We start from the raw sequence: 16,681 nt of genomic DNA, 5'->3' as shown, positions 1-16,681 counted from the left end.
TCTGCCCCCTCAAACGCCGGCGGGGCTGGATATTGCCGCCGCGCGACATCCGGCTAGGCGGGGCGGAGGACCCGGCTCAGGATCTCGCGGGCGTACGGCTCCTCGTACGGCGTACCCGTCAGGAGGACCTGGAGGCTGATGCCGTCCATCACCGCCACCAGCGCCCGCGCCGTCACCGGGTCGGTGTGGTCCGCCAGGGCCTCGGTGACGGTCTCGCACCACTCGGCGGCCACCGGCCGCAGCGCCGGCCGGCGCAGGGCGGCCAGGTAGAGCTCGTATTCCAGCTCCGCCCGGCCCCGGTCCGCGGCCAGCATCTCCCCCAGCAGGCGGGCCAGCGCCCCCGCGAGGTCCTCCCCCTCGCGCAGGGCGAGCGCGGGCGCGTACACCTCGTTCGCCTGCCGCAGGGCGGCCACCAGCAGGTCGTCCAGGGTCTTGAAGTGGTACGTGGTCGAGCCCAGCGGTACGTCCGCCTCCGCCGCCACGCTGCGGTGGCTCAGCCCGGCGATCCCCTTGGCCCCGACCACCCGGATCGCGGCGTCGATGATCCGCTGCCGCCGCTCGGGGTCGTACCGGCGCACGGGGCCGGCCATCAGTGGGCCGCCCCGCCGAGGTTGAGCAGGACCACCCCGCCGATGACCAGCGCGATCCCGGCGATCTTCGCGGCGGTGGCCGCCTCCCCCATGAAGACCATCCCGATCGCGGCGATGGCGGCGGTGCCGACCCCGGCCCAGATCGCGTAGGCCGTGCCCACCGACATCGACTTCAGGGTCTGCGCGAGCAGCGTGAAGGCGATGACGTAGCCCAGCAGGGTGCCCAGCGAGGGCCACAGCCGGGTGAAGCCCTCGCTGTACTTCATCGCGGTGGTGCCCGCGACCTCGGAGGCTATGGCCAGGGCAAGCAGTACGTAAGGCACGTGTACAACAGTACGCAACGATGCGTACACATGTACACAGACCGACCCCGGGACACCGGCGCACATCGGAGCTACGGTGTCCCCACTCAGGGACAGGGGGCCGCTCATGGCAATGCACCAGGGGACCCACCCGGGCGGCGGCCGGCTGCCCCCGCAGCGGCCCCGGCCCGGGGTGGTGCCCCTGCGCCCGCTGGGGACCTCGGACATCCTCGGGGGCGCGCTCGCCGCCCTGCGCCGCTACGGCGGCCCGCTGTGCGGCGCGCTGCTGCTGGGCCAGCTGATGGCCGGGCTGCTGGTCACGGCGGCTGCCGGAGCGGCCACGCTGGCCTCGCTCAGCCCGAGGTCGGGCAGCCGCGTCTTCGTCTGGACCCTGTTCCCGGCGGCGGGCCTCTTCCTGCTGTTCACCTGCGCGCTGGCCACCGCCCTGATCGCGGCCCTGCTGCGCCCGGCGGTGCTCGGCCGCCCGGTGACCGCGCCGGGGCTGCTGCGCGCCGCGCTGCCCCGCACCCCGGCGGTGCTCGGCGCCCAGCTGCTGGCCCTGCTGGCCGCGGCCGGGCCCCTCGTGCTCCTGGTCGCCCTGGGGGTGCCGCTTCTGGCGGTGCTCCCCCTCCTCCCGGTCGCCCTGTGGCTCGGGGTGCTGTCCGCCCTGGCGCCGACCGCCGCCGGGTACGAGGGGCTCGGGCCGGCGGCCGCGTTGCGCCGCTCGGCGCACCTGGTGCGCGGGGCGTGGTGGCGGACGCTGGCCGTCACCGCCCCGGCCGTGGTGTTCACCGGGGCGGCCGCCTCCGCGCTCCTGCTGTGGCTGGGGCTGCCGGGGGCGCTGTCGGCGCTGGTCCTGCTGCCGGCGTTCCCGCAGCTGCCGGCCGGCCTGCTCTACGTGGACCGGCGGATCCGCCGCGAGCACCTCGCCGAGGCCTTCGCGGCCGACGCCTGACCGAGAACCCCTAGGAAAGCGTGAACCACGCGGCGCGGGACTTCTTGAACTCCGGGTGCGTGAGGTCCTTGGCCGCGATGCCGTCCCCGTAGAGGTCGGCGGAGCCGCTGTCGGTGATCAGCTGGACGCGCGCGCCCGGCGCCGACAGGTCCGGCACCTCGACGATGGCCTCCCAGCCGCCCGGGTCGGTGGTCGGCAGGTCGGCCCGCTTGACCGGGGCGTGTCCGGCGACGCCGTCCCACTGGTAGAGGGCGTAAGGGTCGGAGTTGTCGTCGGCGGCCCAGGACCCGGCCAGGATCAGGTACTGGTCCTGCGCGTTCTTGCGGATGTCGCGGACGGACAGCCCGCCCAGGTCCAGCTCGATCGCGGAACCGAACACCGCCGAGGCCCCGTTGGCGAGGACCTTGTCGAAGTTGGTGACCGGCACGAGCAGCGCCTTGCCGCCCGGGACCGCCGGGGCGAGCGGTGCGCGGAAGCCGACGTAGGCGGTGGTGGTGGAGCCCGGCGCGAACTCCAGGCCCTCCACGTTGAACCCGTCGATCTGCTTGGGCGCCTGACCCGTCGCCGTACCGGCCGCGAAGCCGTACTGGTCGCCGTGCGCCTGGTCCCAGGCGACCAGGTCCTCGCGCAGGTGCTCGTACGAGCGCCCGTACGCGAGCTGCGTGGCGGACCCGGAGCCGCTGAGGGTGGTGGTGAACACCGTGTTGCGGGGGGCCTTGTACTCGCCGTCCTTGTTGTTGCCGAGCGAGCCGGTCCAGTAGACGGTGTTGCCGATCCGGGTGGCGCCCTCGATGTCCACCTCCTTGGTGACGCCGAGCTGGGAGCTGAAGTCCCAGGTGCGCACGGGTGCGTCGGAGCGGGAACGGTCGTACAGGCGCAGCACGTTGTTCTCGTCGTCGGCGACGACGGTGTAGCCGTCGCCCACGTCCACGGCGGCCGAGGAGTCCGAGGCGCCGCTGAAGTAGCGGGCGTCGGCCGGGTTCTGGACGGCGGCGGAGGCGGCGTAGGAGAGGGTCTTGACGGCGGTCTTGCCGCCGAGCCCGGTGACCTTGATCGTCAGGTTGGTGTAGCCGCGGCCGTGCGCGGTGACGGCCAGCCGGCGCACGGCCCCGGTGCCGGTGACCGTGACGTCGCCGGTGCCGGCGACGGAGGCCTGGGTGGAGGCGGAGGCACTGACGGTGAGGGCGGAGACGTCGGCGCCGCTCTGCCCGACGGTGACGTTGACGGTCTGGTCGCCGACCCCGCCCACGGCCCCGGACAGGTAGCCGGCGGACAGCGAGATGGTCGGGGTGCCGTAGGTGACCGCCTGCGCGGGCATGACCGTCGTGGCGACGATCAGTGCGGCGATCCCCGCGGTACCGGCGATACCGAGCTGCTTCTTCAAGGTGGCGTCCTCTCCCTCAGGGCGTCACACCGTGACGGCCGTCGAGAAGGTTCGGCCACGCCGGCCAACTTCCGGTGCACGCCGTCCGGCCGCCGGAAGAACAGGGAGCGCCCGGGGAAGCAGGGAGGGCCCCCGGCACGAGTGTGCCGGGGGCCCTCCTGTGACCGCGTGGGTCAGACGTTGAAGCCGAGCGCGCGCAGCTGCTCACGGCCGTCGTCCGTGATCTTGTCCGGGCCCCACGGGGGCATCCAGACCCAGTTGATGCGGAGCTCGTTGACGATGCCCTCCGTCGCCGACTTCGCCTGGTCCTCGATGACGTCCGTCAGCGGGCAGGCCGCCGAGGTCAGGGTCATGTCGAGGGTGGCGATGTTCGCGTCGTCGATGTGGATGCCGTAGATCAGGCCCAGGTTGACGACGTCGATGCCCAGCTCGGGGTCGACCACGTCGTAGAGGGCCTCGCGGACCTCCTCCTCGGTGGCCGGCTTGATCGACGCCTCGGGCGTCGCGTTCTCGGTCATGCCGTCTTCCTCTCCGCGTCACCCAGCACCTGGGCGGTCGCGTCCTTCCACGCCATCCAGCTCAGCAGAGCACACTTCACACGCGCCGGATACTTGGAGACACCGGCGAACGCGACCGCGTCCTCCAGCACCTCCTCCATCTCCTCGTCCGGCTCGATCTTGCCCTTGGACTGCATCAGCTCCAGGAACACGCCCTGGATCTTCTGCGCCTCGGGCAGCTTCTTGCCGACCAGCAGCTCGTTCAGCACGGACGCGCTGGCCTGGCTGATGGAGCAGCCCTGGCCCTCGTAGGAGACGTCGGTGAGCGTCTCGCCGTCGTACTTCACGCGGAGCGTGATCTCGTCGCCGCACGTCGGGTTGACGTGGTGCACCTCGGCGTCGCCGTCGCGCAGGCCACGCCCGTGCGGGTGCTTGTAGTGGTCCAGGATCAGTTCCTGGTACATCGAATCCAGCTTCACAGCGTCCTCGTCCTCGTCGCCTTCGTCAGCCGAAGAAGTTCCGTACGTGCTCCAGCCCGTCGACCAGCGCATCGACATCGGCGGGAGAGGAGTACAGATAGAAAGACGCCCGCGTGGTCGCCGGAATTCCGTAGCGCAGGCAGACAGGGCGCGCGCAGTGGTGTCCCACGCGGACCGCGATGCCCTGCTCGTCGAGGACCTGGCCCACGTCGTGCGGGTGGATGTCGCCGAGTACGAAGGAGATCGCGGCGCCGCGGTCCTCGGCCGTGGTGGGGCCGATGATCCGCAGGCCGGGCACCTCCTGGAGGCGCTTGACCGCGTACTCGGTGATCGCGTGCTCGTGCGCGGCGATCTTGTCCATGCCGATCGAGGTCAGGTAGTCCACGGCCGCACCGAGGCCGACGGCCTGGGCGATCGGGGGGGTGCCCGCCTCGAACTTGTGGGGAGCCGGGGCGTACGTCGACGAGTGCATCGAGACGGTCTCGATCATCTCGCCGCCGCCGAGGAACGGGGGCAGGTCCTCCAGGAGCTCCTGGCGGCCCCACAGGACGCCGATGCCGGTCGGGCCGCACATCTTGTGGCCGGTGAAGGCCACGAAGTCGGCGCCGAGCGCCTGTACGTCCAGCGGCATGTGCGGAGCGGCCTGCGAGGCGTCGATCAGCACCAGCGCGCCGACCTCCTGCGCCCGCCGGACGATCGCCTCGACCGGGTTGACCGTGCCCAGGATGTTGGAGACCAGGGTGAAGGAGACGATCTTCGTCTTCTCCGTGATGACCTCTTCGATGTTGGACAGGTCGAGCCGGCCGTCGTCGGTGAGGCCGAACCACTTCAGCTTCGCGCCCGTGCGCTGCGACAGCAGCTGCCACGGCACGATGTTGGAGTGGTGCTCCATCTCCGTGATGGCGATCTCGGTGTCGCGGTCGACCCGGTAGGGCTCGTCGGCCCAGCCGAGCATGTTCGCGACCAGGTTGAGCGACTCCGAGGCGTTCTTGGTGAAGATCACCTCGTCGCGGCTCGGCGCGTTGATGAAGGCGGCGACCTTGTCGCGGGCGCCCTCGTACAGCGCCGTGGCCTCCTCGGCGAGCACGTGCACGCCGCGGTGGACGTTGGCGTTGTGCTGCTCGTAGTACTCGTTCAGCGCGTCGAGTACCTGGCGCGGCTTCTGCGAGGTCGCCGCGTTGTCCAGGTAAACGATCTTCTTCCCGTCGTGGACCACACGATCCAGCAGGGGGAAGTCCTTGCGGATCGCCTCGATGTCGAGGAGGCCAGGCAGCTGTGTCACGCGGTCGCGCCACCCTTCACGTACTTGTCGTAGCCCTCGTTCTCCAGCTGGTCGGCGAGCTCGGCGCCGCCGGACTCGGCGATGCGGCCGTTCGCGAAGACGTGAACGAAGTCGGGCTTGATGTAGCGCAGGATGCGCGTGTAGTGGGTGATCAGCAGGGTGCCGACCTCACCGGTCTCGCGGACGCGGTTGACGCCCTCGGAGACGATGCGCAGGGCGTCGACGTCGAGGCCGGAGTCGGTCTCGTCGAGGATCGCGATCTTCGGCTTGAGGAGCTCCAGCTGGAGGATCTCGTGGCGCTTCTTCTCACCGCCGGAGAAGCCCTCGTTCACGTTGCGCTCGGCGAAGGCCGGGTCCATCTGGAGCTGCTCCATGGCGGACTTGACCTCCTTCACCCAGGTGCGCAGCTTGGGGGCCTCGCCGCGGATGGCGGTGGCGGAGGTGCGCAGGAAGTTGGAGACCGAGACGCCGGGGACCTCGACCGGGTACTGCATGGCGAGGAAGACGCCGGCGCGGGCGCGCTCGTCGACGGACATCTCCAGGACGTCCTCGCCGTCGAGGGTCACGGTGCCACCGGTGACGGTGTACTTCGGGTGACCGGCGAGGGAGTACGCCAGGGTGGACTTGCCGGAGCCGTTGGGGCCCATGATGGCGTGCGTCTCACCCTGCTTGACCGTCAGGTTGACACCCTTGAGGATCTCGCGGGCGCCGTTCTCGGCCTCGACGGAGACGTGCAGGTCGTGGATTTCAAGCGTTGCCATGGGTACCTCAGGACTCCTGGGTGAGGGAGACGAGAACGTCGTCCCCTTCGATCTTTACGGGGTAAACGGGGACGGGGCGCGTCGCGGGCAGACCGGAGGGCTTGCCGGTGCGCAGGTCGAAGGCCGACCCGTGCAGCCAGCACTCGATCATGCAGTCCTCGACCTCACCCTCCGAGAGCGAGACGTTCGCGTGCGAGCAGATGTCGTTGATCGCGAACACCTCCCCCTCGGTGGAGACGATGGACACCGGCGTGCCGTCGAGTTCCACCCGCTTGGGGGTGTTCTCCTCCAGCTCGCTCAGCGCGCAGGCCTTGACGTACGTCATCAGACGGCCGCCGCCAGCTCGGCCTCGATCTTCGCGATGAGGCGCTCCTCGATGTCCGCGACACCGATCTGCTGGACGAGCTCGGCGAAGAAGCCGCGCACGACCAGACGGCGGGCCTCGTCGGCCGGGATGCCGCGGGCCTGGAGGTAGAAGAGCTGCTCGTCGTCGAAGCGGCCGGTCGCGGACGCGTGGCCGGCGCCGACGATCTCGCCCGTCTCGATCTCCAGGTTCGGCACCGAGTCGACGCGCGCGCCGTCCGTCAGGACGAGGTTGCGGTTCATCTCGTAGGTGTCCGTGCCCTCGGCGGTCTTCTCGATGAGGACGTCGCCGATCCAGACCGCGTGGGCGTCCTGGCCCTGGAGCGCGCCCTTGTAGACCACGTTGGACTTGCAGTGCGGGGCGTCGTGCGTGACCAGGAGGCGGTGCTCCTGGTGCTGGCCGGCGTCCGTGAAGTACAGGCCGAGCATCTCGGCCTCGCCGCCGGGGCCCGCGTAGGTGACGCGCGGGTGCAGGCGGACGAGGTCGCCGCCGAAGGTCACGACGACGGACTTGAAGCTCGCGTCGCGGCCGACGAGGGCGTTGTGCTGCGAGGTGTGGACCGCGGTGTCGTCCCAGTCCTGGACGGACACGAAGGTCACCTTGGCGCCGTCGCCGACGAGGACGTCGACGTTGGCGGCGCGCACGCCGTCACCGGTGTGGTCGATCACGATGATCGCCTCGGCGAAGGGCTTGATGTCGAAGACGGTGTGCCCGAAGGTCGTGCCGCCCTCACCGTGCAGGGAGACCCGGATGGGCTCGGCGAGCACGGTCTCCTTGGGCACGGTGACGACCGTGGCCTTGGCGAACGAGGAGAAGGCCTGGGCCGACACGCGGTCGACGGGGGTGCCGGCCTTGCCGACCCGCTCGTCGTCGCGCTCGACGGACTCGACCGTCACGCCCTCGGGGGCGTCGATCTGGGCCTTCATGGTTCCGTTGGCGACCGCGGTGCCGTCGTGCAGGCCCTTGAGGCGGGCGAGCGGGGTGAACCGCCACTCCTCCTCGCGGCCGGTCGGGACCGGGAAGTCGGCCACGTCGAAGGACGGGGGCGCACTCATCCGGGTGGCGACGGTGGACTCGGCGGCCACCGCGATCGCGCCGGCGGTGGTGGAGCCCGCCGGAATGTTCTGAGCCTCAGCCATGGCTGTCGTTCTGCTCTCTTCCTACGTCAAGAAATGTGCTGCGGGTGGACGGGTCGGGCGGCCGGTACTAGCCGACCGAACCCTCCATCTGCAGCTCGATCAGCCGGTTCAGCTCCAGCGCGTACTCCATCGGCAGCTCCTTGGCGATCGGCTCGACGAAGCCGCGCACGATCATGGCCATGGCCTCGAACTCGGTGAGGCCGCGCTGCATCAGGTAGAAGAGCTGGTCGTCGGAGACCTTGGAGACGGTGGCCTCGTGGCCCATCGTCACGTCGTCCTCGCGGACGTCGACGTAGGGGTAGGTGTCCGAGCGGGAGATGGTGTCGACCAGGAGCGCGTCGCACAGCACGTTGGACTTGGAGCCGTGGGCGCCCTCGCCGATCTCGACGAGGCCTCGGTACGAGGTGCGGCCGCCGCCCCGCGCCACCGACTTGGAGACGATGTTCGAGGAGGTGTTCGGCGCCATGTGGACCATCTTGGAGCCGGCGTCCTGGTGCTGGCCCTCGCCCGCGAAGGCGATGGACAGGGTCTCGCCCTTGGCGTGCTCGCCCATCAGGTAGACGGCCGGGTACTTCATGGTGACCTTGGAACCGATGTTGCCGTCGATCCACTCCATGGTCGCGCCCTCGTACGCCACGGCGCGCTTGGTGACCAGGTTGTAGACGTTGTTCGACCAGTTCTGGATGGTCGTGTAGCGGCAGCGGCCGCCCTTCTTGACGATGATCTCGACCACGGCGCTGTGCAGCGAGTCCGAGGAGTAGATCGGGGCGGTGCAGCCCTCGACGTAGTGGACGTAGGCGTCCTCGTCGACGATGATCAGCGTCCGCTCGAACTGGCCCATGTTCTCCGTGTTGATACGGAAGTAGGCCTGGAGCGGGATGTCCACGTGGACACCCTTGGGGACGTAGATGAAGGAGCCGCCCGACCACACGGCGGTGTTCAGCGAGGCGAACTTGTTGTCGCCGACCGGGATGACGGTGCCGAAGTACTCCTGGAAGAGCTCCGGGTGCTCCTTGAGCGCGGTGTCCGTGTCCAGGAAGATGACGCCCTGCTGCTCCAGGTCCTCACGGATCTGGTGGTAGACGACCTCGGACTCGTACTGGGCCGCGACACCGGCGACGAGGCGCTGCTTCTCCGCCTCCGGGATGCCGAGCTTGTCGTACGTGTTCTTGATGTCCTCCGGCAGGTCCTCCCAGGACTCGGCCTGCTTCTCGGTGGAACGCACGAAGTACTTGATGTTGTCGAAGTCGATGCCCGAGAGGTCCGAGCCCCACTTCGGCATGGGCTTCTTGTCGAACAGCTTGAGGCCCTTGAGGCGGAGGTTGAGCATCCACTCCGGCTCGGACTTCTTCGACGAGATGTCGCGGACGACGTCCTCGGACAGACCCCGCTTGGCAGCGGCGCCGGCCGCGTCGGAGTCGGCCCAGCCGTATTCGTAGGTGCCCAGGCCATCGAGCTCAGGGTGAGCAGTCTCCGTGGTCATGCGGGGTTCCTCCCGGCCGTACTTGCAGATGCTGATGTGTCGGTCTGTGTCGCGCTTCGCGGGATGAACGTGGTGCACACCCCGTCGCCGTGGGCGATCGTGGCGAGGCGCTGCACATGCGTCCCGAGCAGGCGGGAGAAGACCTCGGTCTCCGCCTCGCAGAGCTGCGGGAACTGCTCGGCGACGTGTGCGACCGGGCAGTGGTGCTGACAGAGCTGTTCACCGCTGTGCGGACCGGGAGCGCTCTTCGCCGTAGCAGCGTACCCGTCCGCGGTCAACGCCTTCGCGAGGGCCTCGGTGCGGTCCTCGGGCGCGGCCGCCTCGACGGCTTCCCGGTAGGTCTCCGCCTGCGACGCCATCCTCGCCCGGGCGAAGGCGGCGACGGCCGCTTCGCCCTTGTCCCCGCCGCCCACGGACTGCGCGATCCAGCGCAGGGCGTCCGCGGCGAGGGTGTCGTAGGACTGGTCGAAGGCATCGCGCCCGCAGTCGGTGAGCGCGAAGACCTTGGCGGGCCGGCCCCGGGTGCGTGCGCCGTACACACGCTGCTCACGGGGTGCGACCACGTCGTCGGCGACGAGCGTGTCGAGGTGGCGGCGGACGGCGGCCTGGGTGAGGCCGAGACGCTGCGCGAGGTCGGCGACGGTGGAGGGACCGTGGTCCAGGATGGACCTCGCGACCCGGTTGCGGGTTGACCGCTCTCCGGTCGCGAGCTCCCCCTGAGGGGCCTCGCTCATCCGTTCGCCGTATTTCACAACGCCATTGTTGCGTAATTACCGGAGCCCCGACAAGCCGTGACGGAGGCCACTCCTGGTGTCCTCCATCACTAAGGGTTACCTAATCTCTCCACGGAGAGTGAGGGAAGGGGTCCGGCCGCACCGCCCTGGCCAGCGGCGATGCACGGGGTGGGGAACCTTTCCCCCGGCGCCCCTGGGCGCCCCTGCCGCTCCGTAGACTCACCCGCATGAGCAACGACCCCGCCGTGGAGATCCGCGGACTGGTGAAGCGGTACGGATCGAAAACGGCGGTCGACGGCCTGGACCTCACCGTCCCCGGCGCCGCGGTCACCGCCGTCCTCGGCCCCAACGGCGCGGGCAAGACCACCACGGTCGAGACCTGCGAGGGCTACCGCCGCCCCGACGCCGGCACCGTCCGCGTCCTGGGCCTGGACCCCTTCACCCGGGCCGAGGCCCTGCGCCCGCGCATCGGCGTGATGCTCCAGTCCGGCGGCGTCTACTCCGGCGCCCGCGCCGTGGAGATGCTGCGCCACATGGCGAAGCTGTACGCCGACCCGCTGGACGTGGACACCCTGGTGGAGCGCCTGGGCCTCGGCGGCTGCGGCCGCACCCCCTACCGCCGGCTCTCCGGCGGCCAGCAGCAGCGCCTCTCCCTGGCCATGGCCGTCGTCGGCCGCCCCGAGCTGGTCTTCCTGGACGAGCCCACCGCCGGGCTCGACCCGCAGGCCCGCCGCGCGACCTGGGACCTCGTACGGGAACTGCGGGCCGACGGCGTCGCCGTCGTCCTCACCACCCACCACATGGACGAGGCCGAGCAGCTGGCCGACGAGGTCGCCATCGTGGACGCCGGACGGGTCATCGCCCACGGCAGCCCCGAGCAGCTGTGCCGGGGCGGCGCCGAGAACACCCTGCGCTTCTCCGGCCGCCCCTCACTCGACCTCGCCTCCCTGCTGAAGGCCCTGCCCGACGGCACCCAGGCCGCGGAGCTCACCCCGGGCTCCTACCGGGTCACCGGCGACGTGGACCCGCAGCTGCTGGCCACCGTCACCTCCTGGTGCGCCCAGCACGGGGTGATGCCCAGCAGCCTCACGGTGGAGCGCCACACCCTCGAAGACGTCTTCCTCGAACTGACCGGTAAGGAGCTGCGCGCATGAGCGCCGGTACGTTCACCCCCCGGCCGGGGGCCGCGCCGGTCTCCCGGATGATCTGGGCGCAGACCGCGCTGGAGACCCGGATGCTGCTGCGCAACGGGGAGCAGCTGCTGCTGACCGTGATCATCCCGGCGCTGCTGCTGACCCTGTTCTCCTCCGTGGACATCGTCACCGTGCCCGTTCAAGCGGGCGGCGCCGGGAAGTCCGTGGACTTCCTCGCCCCGGGCGTCCTGGCGCTCGCCGTGATGTCCACCGCCTTCACCGGCCAGGCCATCGCCACCGGCTTCGACCGCCGCTACGGGGTGCTCAAGCGGCTCGGGGCCTCCCCGCTGCCGCGCTGGGCGCTGATGGCCGCGAAGACCCTGTCGGTGCTGGTCACCGAGGTGCTCCAGATCGCCCTGCTGACGGTGATCGCCCTCGCGCTGGGCTGGTCCCCGCAGGGCGACCCGTTCTCCGTCGCCGCGCTGGTCCTGCTGGGCACCGCCGCCTTCTCGGGGCTCGGGCTGCTGATGGCGGGCACCCTCAAGGCCGAGGTGACCCTGGCCGCCGCCAACCTGGTGTTCCTGCTGCTGCTGGTCGGCGGCGGGGTCATCGTGCCGCTGGAGAAGTTCCCCGGCCCGGTGCGGGACGTCCTCGGACTGCTGCCCATCTCGGCCCTGTCCGACGGGCTGCGCGAGGTGCTGCAGCACGGGGCCGCGCTGCCGTGGGGCGACGCGGCCGTGCTGGCCGGCTGGGCGGTCCTGGGGCTGGGCGCGGCGGCGAAGTGGTTCCGCTGGGAGTAGTGCGCCGGGAGTGAATCACCCCTGCCGCTCGTTGGGCAGGCGGGAGGTTGACCACCTTCCACGGACAGCGGATCGGCGACGCCGGGGGACGACGGACATGGGGCAGCGGGAGGCCGTACTACGGCTGGACGGACAGTGGGCGCGGATCCGGTCGGGGGCCGCGCAGGCGGGACCCGGCGAGGCCGACCGGCTGCTGGGCGAGCTGATCGGGGCGCTGCGCGAGCCCGCCCGGACCGACCCCGAGTGCGCGGCCCGGCTGGGGCTGCGGCTCGGCGACCTGGCGGCCCGCCGGTTCGCGGCCGGGGACCGGGCCGGGGCGCTGGCTGCCATCGAGGAGGGCCTGCGCCATGCGCAGCAGGCCGCCGGGCACGCGCCGGAGTACGCCCGGTGGTACGCCCGGGGCCTGATCAACCAGGGGGTCTGGCTGGCCTGGCCGCTGAGCGACGGGGCCCGGCTGCCCCGGCACCCGCTCGGCGAGGGCGCTGAGGAGGGCCCGAGCGCCATGGAGCGGGCGGCCGGCGAGCGGGCCCGTGACCTGACCCGGGCCGCCGTCGAGGTGTGGGCCGGCCTCGACCAGGACGACCCCGTCAACCGGCGCGGGCTCGCGCAGGCCAAGGTGTTCCTCGGGGACCGCCTCGCGGAGCTGGGCTTCGCCGCCGACGCCGTCGCCTGGGCGGTGGACGCCGAGGGCGGGTTCCGCCGGCTGCTGCTCGCCTCCCCCGCGCCGGAGGAGGCCCGGGAGGCGGAGGAGGCCCTGGACCACATCGGCCGCCAGCTGGAGCTGCGGCTGCGCTACCTGTCCTTCGACTCCCTGGCCGCGCTGCGCGCCGACGGGCTGCTGCCCGAGCGGCTGCTGCCGCAGGCGGTGGTGGCCGCCCGGATCCAGGGCGTGCCCGAGGAGACGGTCGCCGCCCGGCTGGGGCTGGACGCCGAGCAGGTCGCCACCATGCTGGAGGTCACGCCCTGGCTCGCGGTGTGGCGCGTCGAGGTGCGCGGCGCCGACGGGCTGTGGGCCGTGCAGCCCGACCCGTGGCAGGGCTCGGCGGAGGTGCGGCAACGGACGGCCGAGGAGGTGGGGGCGGAGGTCGTGCGGGGGTTCATGGGGTCCCCGCAGTACCCCGGCGACTCCGCCCTGTGGCGGGTGCGCGTCTGGTGGCACGAGGAGGGCGACCCGGCCGGGGCCAGGTTCCGCCTGGTCGTCGGACCCGACGCACCCGCACCCACCCCCTCGTGAAAGTTTGCACAAGGCGGCGCATACGATAGTCGCCGTGTTGAACCCATTCGCATACATCGCCGCCCGCTGGACCCCGTCACCCCGGACCGTCCAGCGTGCCGCGCTCGCCGCGCTCGTGATGAGCGTGGTCATCGTCGTCACCGGCGGCGCGGTGCGGCTGACCGGTTCGGGTCTCGGCTGCGACACCTGGCCCAAGTGCACCGGCGACAGCCTGATCGTCACCCCGGCGCAGGGCTTCCACGGCGTCGTCGAGTTCGGCAACCGGATGCTGACGTACGTGCTCTGCGCGGCCGTCGGCGGCATCATCCTCGCGGCCCGCTCGGCCAAGCCGTGGCGGCACTCGCTGACGAAGCTCGGCTGGATCCAGTTCGCCCTGGTGATGGGCAACGCGGTCCTCGGCGGCATCACGGTCCTGACGGGCCTGAACCCGTACAGCGTGGCCGGGCACTTCCTGCTCGCCACCAGCCTGCTCACCGTCACCGTGGTGACCTGGCAGCGCACCCGCGAGGGTGACGGCGCCCCCCGGCCGCGCGTACCGGGCCCGGTGCGCAAGCTGTCGTGGGCACTGGTCGCCACCACCCTGGTGCTGATCGCGGCGGGCACCGTCGTGACGGGCTCGGGGCCGCACGCCGGCGACAAGAGCGAGATCAAGCGGATGCCGTTCGACTGGGCGGCCACCGCCCACGTGCACGCGATCGCCGCCTGGCTGGTGTGCGCGCTGGGCGTGGCGATGTGGCTGGTGCTGCGGGTGGTCGACGCCCCCGCCGACACCCGGGCCCGCGCCCGCGACCTGCTGATCGTGCTGCTCGCCCAGGGCGCCATCGGCTACGTGCAGTTCTTCACCTCGCTGCCCGAGGTGCTGGTCGCCGCCCACATGTTCGGCTCCTGCCTGGTGTGGATCTCGGTGATGCGCGTGGTCCTGAGCCTGCGCGAGCGCTCCCCCGAACGGGTGGGCACCCCGGCCCGCGACGACGCGCAGCTCTCCGCCGTCTGACGAAGCCGGCCCGGAGAGCTCAGGCCCGCTCGTCCAGCCGGTAGACGCGGCGGGCGTTGCCCGCCGCGAGCATCCCCGCGACCCGGTCCGCGTCCCGCCAGGACCAGGCCCCGTCCGCGACCCAGCCGCTCAGCACCCGCCCCAGCGCTTCCCGGAACACCAGGGCGCCGACCGCGTGCAGCTCGGGCAGGTTCCGGCCGCCGCTGGAGAACAGCAGCTTCCCGAACGGCGCGAGCTCCAGCAGCTCGGCCAGTACGGCGGCGGCCCGCGCCCCCGTGCGCGCGAGGGCCGGCCCGAGATCGGCGTGGACGTGCGGGTACGCCGCCGCGAGCCGGGCCGCGTGCCGGTGGTGGGGGTAGCCGCCGAGCAGGACGAGCGGCGCCCCCAGGCCCGCCGTGGCCCGGACGAACCCGGTCAGCGGCTCCGGCTCCGCCGCGCCGGTGTGCAGCTGGAGCGGCAGCCCGGACGCCACCGCGCTCCACAGCAGGTGCCGCAGGAGTACGGGATCCCGTACCGCCCCTCCCCCGGCCCGTGCGGCCAGCCACCGCCCGGCCGCGCCCCGCACCTCGCCGGGCCCCGGCGGCTCCGGGGCGCCGGCCAGGGCGGCCGCGTAGCCGGCGTGGGCCCCGCAGCCGAAGGCGACGGCCCCGGCGGCGGCGTGGTGGACGGCTCCGGCGAGGTTGGAGAGGAAGGCGGCGACGGTCCCGGAGGCGTCGGCGGCCCGTTCGGCCAGTGACTCCAGCCGGACCACCTCGAAGGCCTCCGCGTCCCCGGCGAGGGCCAGATCCTTGGGGCCGGTGAGGTCCCCCGGGGCTCCCGTGTCGACGAGGTACGCGCCCACCCCGGAGCCGCGCAGCAGCCTCCGCCCGCTCTCGGCGACCCCGAGCTCGCGCCGCCGGGCCAGGTACCGGGCGGGCGCGCAGTGCGGCTCCAGGCCGAGCAGGGGCGGGCACCAGCGGCGTACGGCGAAGCCGGTCTGGGTGTCGAAGAAGGTGGTGCCGGCGGCGGGCGGGCCGGCCGAGTGGATCAGCTGGGCCTCGAAGGTGGCGAGCCCCAGCTCCGTGCGGAGCACTCCGTGGCAGTGCTGGTCCACCAGGGGCGGCGTTTCGATCATCCGGTCATCCCGTTGCGGACGTGAGGAAGCGGCTTCCACACGTCCTAACGGGTGACGAGGGGGATAGGTGTTGCTCGCGCTGTTGACCGAGAGGGTCAGGCGGCGGGGTTGGCCGGGCCGCCCAGCTGGATTCCGGCCATCCGGGTCCACTCGTACGGGCCCGTCTTCACGCGGGCGGCGAGCTCCCCGTCGAAGTCCTCGTGCAGGGTCAGCCCGGCCTTCTCGGCGGCGAGCTGGGCGACGGCGTACGTGGGGGCCACCAGGTCGCCCCAGCCGCCGTCGGTGCCGACGAGGACGATCCGGGTGCCGGCCTGGCCGATGTGTGCGAGCTGGCCCTCGGCGCCGCCGTGCTGCTTGGCGAACGCGCCGATCTGCCGGGCCAGCTTCGCCGCCGTGCGGCTGTGCTTCTTGTCCGCGGCCTCTGCGGTCTGTGCGGTGTCTGCGGTCTCTGCCATGGACGGCATGCTACCGGCGAGTAATCAACGGAGGAAGGGATCCACGGCCACAGCCACGAAGAGCAGCGACACATAGGTGATCGACCAGTGGAACAGCCGCATCTCCTTGAGCTTCGCGCCCGTGACCCCGGCCTTGGCCCGCGCACTCAGCGCGTGCGCCTCCCACAGCCACCAGCCGCCCGCCAGCAGCGCGACGGAGGTGTAGAACCAGCCGGTGTAGCCCAGCGGGGTCAGCAGCAGCGAGACGGCGACCATCACCCAGCTGTAGAGGACGATCTGGCGCGCCACGGCCTTGTTGCCCGCCACCACCGGCAGCATCGGCACGCCGACCCGCGCGTAGTCGTCCTTCACCTTCATGGACAGCGGCCAGTAATGCGGCGGCGTCCAGAAGAAGATGACAAGGAAGAGGATGACGGCGGCCCAGGAGACCTCGCCCCGCACCGACGACCAGCCGATGAGCACCGGCATGCAGCCGGCGATCCCGCCCCACACGATGTTCTGCGCGGTGCGCCGCTTCAGCAGCATCGTGTAGACGACCACGTAGAAGAGGAGCGCGCCGAGCGCGAGGGCGGCCGACAGCCAGTTGATGAGCAGGCCGAAGAACAGGGTCGAGACGACCCCGAGCGTGATGCCGAAGACCAGGCACTCGCGCGGGCTCACCATGCCGGTCACCAGCGGCCGCTGCGACGTACGGTCCATCAGGGCGTCGATGTCGCGGTCGATGTACATGTTGAGCGCGTTGGCGCCGCCCGCCGACAGGTAACCGCCGAAGCAGGTGGCGAGCACCAGCCACAACGACGGCACTCCGCCCTCGGCGAGGAACATCACCGGCACTGTGGTGATCAGCAGAAGTTCGATGATCCGCGGCTTGGTCAAAGCCACGAAAGCCATGGCCCGGGCCCCGAACGGCCGGTGACCGGGGCTCGTCCCGAGCACCCCCGCTGGACGGGATTCGACGGCCGTCACGCACACCCCTGAGAG

At 71.6% G+C, this 16,681-nt stretch carries 19 protein-coding genes; 5 read left to right on the top strand and 14 right to left on the bottom strand.

The window, feature by feature from the left end; all coding sequences use genetic code 11:
* Positions 1–53: 53 nt before the first annotated feature.
* Together AB0F18_RS18140 and AB0F18_RS18135 are read right to left on the bottom strand one after the other, a co-directional pair.
* A complete protein-coding gene (locus tag AB0F18_RS18140; protein WP_362061372.1) occupies positions 54–590 on the bottom strand; it encodes a TetR family transcriptional regulator in 537 nt (178 codons plus the stop codon).
* On the bottom strand, positions 590–913 hold the full coding sequence (locus AB0F18_RS18135) for a multidrug efflux SMR transporter (RefSeq protein WP_362061369.1): 324 nt from the start codon (positions 911–913) through the stop codon (positions 590–592). Before AB0F18_RS18135 ends, AB0F18_RS18140 begins: the two co-directional genes overlap by 1 nt.
* 106 nt (positions 914–1,019) lie before the next feature.
* Here AB0F18_RS18135 and AB0F18_RS18130 point away from each other — a divergent pair, with 106 nt between their 5' ends.
* A complete protein-coding gene (locus AB0F18_RS18130; RefSeq protein ID WP_362061366.1) occupies positions 1,020–1,847 on the top strand; it encodes a hypothetical protein in 828 nt (275 codons plus the stop codon).
* A 10-nt stretch (positions 1,848–1,857) separates the two neighbouring features.
* Here the strand turns inward: AB0F18_RS18130 and AB0F18_RS18125 are convergent, their stop codons facing one another.
* From AB0F18_RS18125 to AB0F18_RS18085, 9 genes are all read right to left on the bottom strand, one after another.
* A complete protein-coding gene (locus AB0F18_RS18125) occupies positions 1,858–3,165 on the bottom strand; it encodes a DUF3616 domain-containing protein (RefSeq protein ID WP_362061423.1) in 1,308 nt (435 codons plus the stop codon).
* A 239-nt stretch (positions 3,166–3,404) separates the two neighbouring features.
* Positions 3,405–3,749, bottom strand: a complete 345-nt coding sequence (locus AB0F18_RS18120; protein ID WP_007263433.1) for a metal-sulfur cluster assembly factor — start codon at positions 3,747–3,749, stop codon at positions 3,405–3,407.
* Positions 3,746–4,207 (bottom strand): Fe-S cluster assembly sulfur transfer protein SufU, encoded by a 462-nt coding sequence (gene sufU, locus AB0F18_RS18115; protein ID WP_344154520.1) that lies wholly within the window; start codon positions 4,205–4,207, stop codon positions 3,746–3,748. The genes AB0F18_RS18120 and sufU overlap by 4 nt, the downstream gene beginning before the upstream one ends.
* 25 nt (positions 4,208–4,232) lie before the next feature.
* A complete protein-coding gene (locus AB0F18_RS18110) occupies positions 4,233–5,489 on the bottom strand; it encodes a cysteine desulfurase (RefSeq protein ID WP_362061361.1) in 1,257 nt (418 codons plus the stop codon).
* On the bottom strand, positions 5,486–6,250 hold the full coding sequence (gene sufC, locus AB0F18_RS18105; protein ID WP_362061358.1) for a Fe-S cluster assembly ATPase SufC: 765 nt from the start codon (positions 6,248–6,250) through the stop codon (positions 5,486–5,488). The genes AB0F18_RS18110 and sufC overlap by 4 nt, the downstream gene beginning before the upstream one ends.
* Positions 6,251–6,257: 7 nt before the next feature.
* A complete protein-coding gene (locus AB0F18_RS18100; RefSeq protein WP_042820167.1) occupies positions 6,258–6,575 on the bottom strand; it encodes a bifunctional 3-phenylpropionate/cinnamic acid dioxygenase ferredoxin subunit in 318 nt (105 codons plus the stop codon).
* Positions 6,575–7,753 (bottom strand): Fe-S cluster assembly protein SufD, encoded by a 1,179-nt coding sequence (sufD, locus tag AB0F18_RS18095; RefSeq protein WP_362061354.1) that lies wholly within the window; start codon positions 7,751–7,753, stop codon positions 6,575–6,577. The genes AB0F18_RS18100 and sufD overlap by 1 nt, the downstream gene beginning before the upstream one ends.
* 67 nt (positions 7,754–7,820) lie before the next feature.
* The gene (gene sufB, locus AB0F18_RS18090) at positions 7,821–9,236 is read right to left on the bottom strand and encodes a Fe-S cluster assembly protein SufB (protein ID WP_362061351.1); all 1,416 of its coding nucleotides are present in this window, start codon (positions 9,234–9,236) and stop codon (positions 7,821–7,823) included.
* Positions 9,233–9,970 carry an ArsR family transcriptional regulator gene (locus tag AB0F18_RS18085; RefSeq protein ID WP_362061348.1) on the bottom strand — a complete coding sequence of 246 codons (738 nt, stop codon included), beginning with the start codon at positions 9,968–9,970 and terminating at the stop codon, positions 9,233–9,235. The genes sufB and AB0F18_RS18085 overlap by 4 nt, the downstream gene beginning before the upstream one ends.
* A 227-nt stretch (positions 9,971–10,197) precedes the next feature.
* Between AB0F18_RS18085 and AB0F18_RS18080 the strand changes: the two genes are divergently transcribed.
* From AB0F18_RS18080 to AB0F18_RS18065, 4 genes are all read left to right on the top strand, one after another.
* A complete protein-coding gene (locus AB0F18_RS18080) occupies positions 10,198–11,124 on the top strand; it encodes an ABC transporter ATP-binding protein (protein WP_362061345.1) in 927 nt (308 codons plus the stop codon).
* Positions 11,121–11,903: an ABC transporter permease gene (locus tag AB0F18_RS18075; protein ID WP_362061342.1), complete on the top strand. Its 783-nt coding sequence runs from the start codon at positions 11,121–11,123 to the stop codon at positions 11,901–11,903. The genes AB0F18_RS18080 and AB0F18_RS18075 overlap by 4 nt, the downstream gene beginning before the upstream one ends.
* 97 nt (positions 11,904–12,000) lie before the next feature.
* Entirely contained in the window at positions 12,001–13,137 is a 1,137-nt protein-coding gene (locus tag AB0F18_RS18070; protein WP_362061339.1) for a hypothetical protein, read from the top strand.
* Between the two features lie 4 nt (positions 13,138–13,141).
* On the top strand, positions 13,142–14,131 hold the full coding sequence (locus AB0F18_RS18065; RefSeq protein ID WP_362061336.1) for a COX15/CtaA family protein: 990 nt from the start codon (positions 13,142–13,144) through the stop codon (positions 14,129–14,131).
* A 19-nt stretch (positions 14,132–14,150) separates the two neighbouring features.
* On the opposite strand, the gene AB0F18_RS18060 is transcribed toward AB0F18_RS18065, so the two are convergent.
* The 3 genes from AB0F18_RS18060 to AB0F18_RS18050 all read right to left on the bottom strand — a co-directional run bounded on the left by AB0F18_RS18060 (position 14,151) and on the right by AB0F18_RS18050 (position 16,672).
* Entirely contained in the window at positions 14,151–15,245 is a 1,095-nt protein-coding gene (locus AB0F18_RS18060; protein ID WP_362061333.1) for an amidohydrolase, read from the bottom strand.
* Between the two features lie 95 nt (positions 15,246–15,340).
* Positions 15,341–15,700 (bottom strand): hypothetical protein, encoded by a 360-nt coding sequence (locus tag AB0F18_RS18055; protein ID WP_362061330.1) that lies wholly within the window; start codon positions 15,698–15,700, stop codon positions 15,341–15,343.
* A 24-nt stretch (positions 15,701–15,724) separates the two neighbouring features.
* A complete protein-coding gene (locus tag AB0F18_RS18050) occupies positions 15,725–16,672 on the bottom strand; it encodes a heme o synthase (RefSeq protein WP_362061420.1) in 948 nt (315 codons plus the stop codon).
* Positions 16,673–16,681 lie beyond the last annotated feature (9 nt).

This window comes from Streptomyces sp. NPDC029216, assembly GCF_040648015.1.
GTDB lineage: Bacteria > Actinomycetota > Actinomycetes > Streptomycetales > Streptomycetaceae > Streptomyces.
This window is presented reverse-complemented; position numbering and strand designations above follow the sequence as displayed.

What these genes read in the sequence shown, in the direction of transcription:
- AB0F18_RS18100 (WP_042820167.1), bottom strand. Translation starts at nt 6,575, where the DNA reads ATGACGTACGTCAAGGCCTGCGCGCTGAGCGAGCTGGAGGAGAACACC.
- AB0F18_RS18080 (WP_362061345.1), top strand. Translation starts at nt 10,198, where the DNA reads ATGAGCAACGACCCCGCCGTGGAGATCCGCGGACTGGTGAAGCGGTAC.
- AB0F18_RS18085 (WP_362061348.1), bottom strand. Translation starts at nt 9,970, where the DNA reads ATGAGCGAGGCCCCTCAGGGGGAGCTCGCGACCGGAGAGCGGTCAACC.
- sufD (WP_362061354.1), bottom strand. Translation starts at nt 7,753, where the DNA reads ATGGCTGAGGCTCAGAACATTCCGGCGGGCTCCACCACCGCCGGCGCG.
- AB0F18_RS18140 (WP_362061372.1), bottom strand. Translation starts at nt 590, where the DNA reads ATGGCCGGCCCCGTGCGCCGGTACGACCCCGAGCGGCGGCAGCGGATC.
- sufB (WP_362061351.1), bottom strand. Translation starts at nt 9,236, where the DNA reads ATGACCACGGAGACTGCTCACCCTGAGCTCGATGGCCTGGGCACCTAC.
- AB0F18_RS18120 (WP_007263433.1), bottom strand. Translation starts at nt 3,749, where the DNA reads ATGACCGAGAACGCGACGCCCGAGGCGTCGATCAAGCCGGCCACCGAG.
- sufC (WP_362061358.1), bottom strand. Translation starts at nt 6,250, where the DNA reads ATGGCAACGCTTGAAATCCACGACCTGCACGTCTCCGTCGAGGCCGAG.
- AB0F18_RS18125 (WP_362061423.1), bottom strand. Translation starts at nt 3,165, where the DNA reads ATGCCCGCGCAGGCGGTCACCTACGGCACCCCGACCATCTCGCTGTCC.
- AB0F18_RS18055 (WP_362061330.1), bottom strand. Translation starts at nt 15,700, where the DNA reads ATGGCAGAGACCGCAGACACCGCACAGACCGCAGAGGCCGCGGACAAG.
- AB0F18_RS18060 (WP_362061333.1), bottom strand. Translation starts at nt 15,245, where the DNA reads ATGATCGAAACGCCGCCCCTGGTGGACCAGCACTGCCACGGAGTGCTC.
- AB0F18_RS18075 (WP_362061342.1), top strand. Translation starts at nt 11,121, where the DNA reads ATGAGCGCCGGTACGTTCACCCCCCGGCCGGGGGCCGCGCCGGTCTCC.
- AB0F18_RS18130 (WP_362061366.1), top strand. Translation starts at nt 1,020, where the DNA reads ATGGCAATGCACCAGGGGACCCACCCGGGCGGCGGCCGGCTGCCCCCG.
- AB0F18_RS18070 (WP_362061339.1), top strand. Translation starts at nt 12,001, where the DNA reads ATGGGGCAGCGGGAGGCCGTACTACGGCTGGACGGACAGTGGGCGCGG.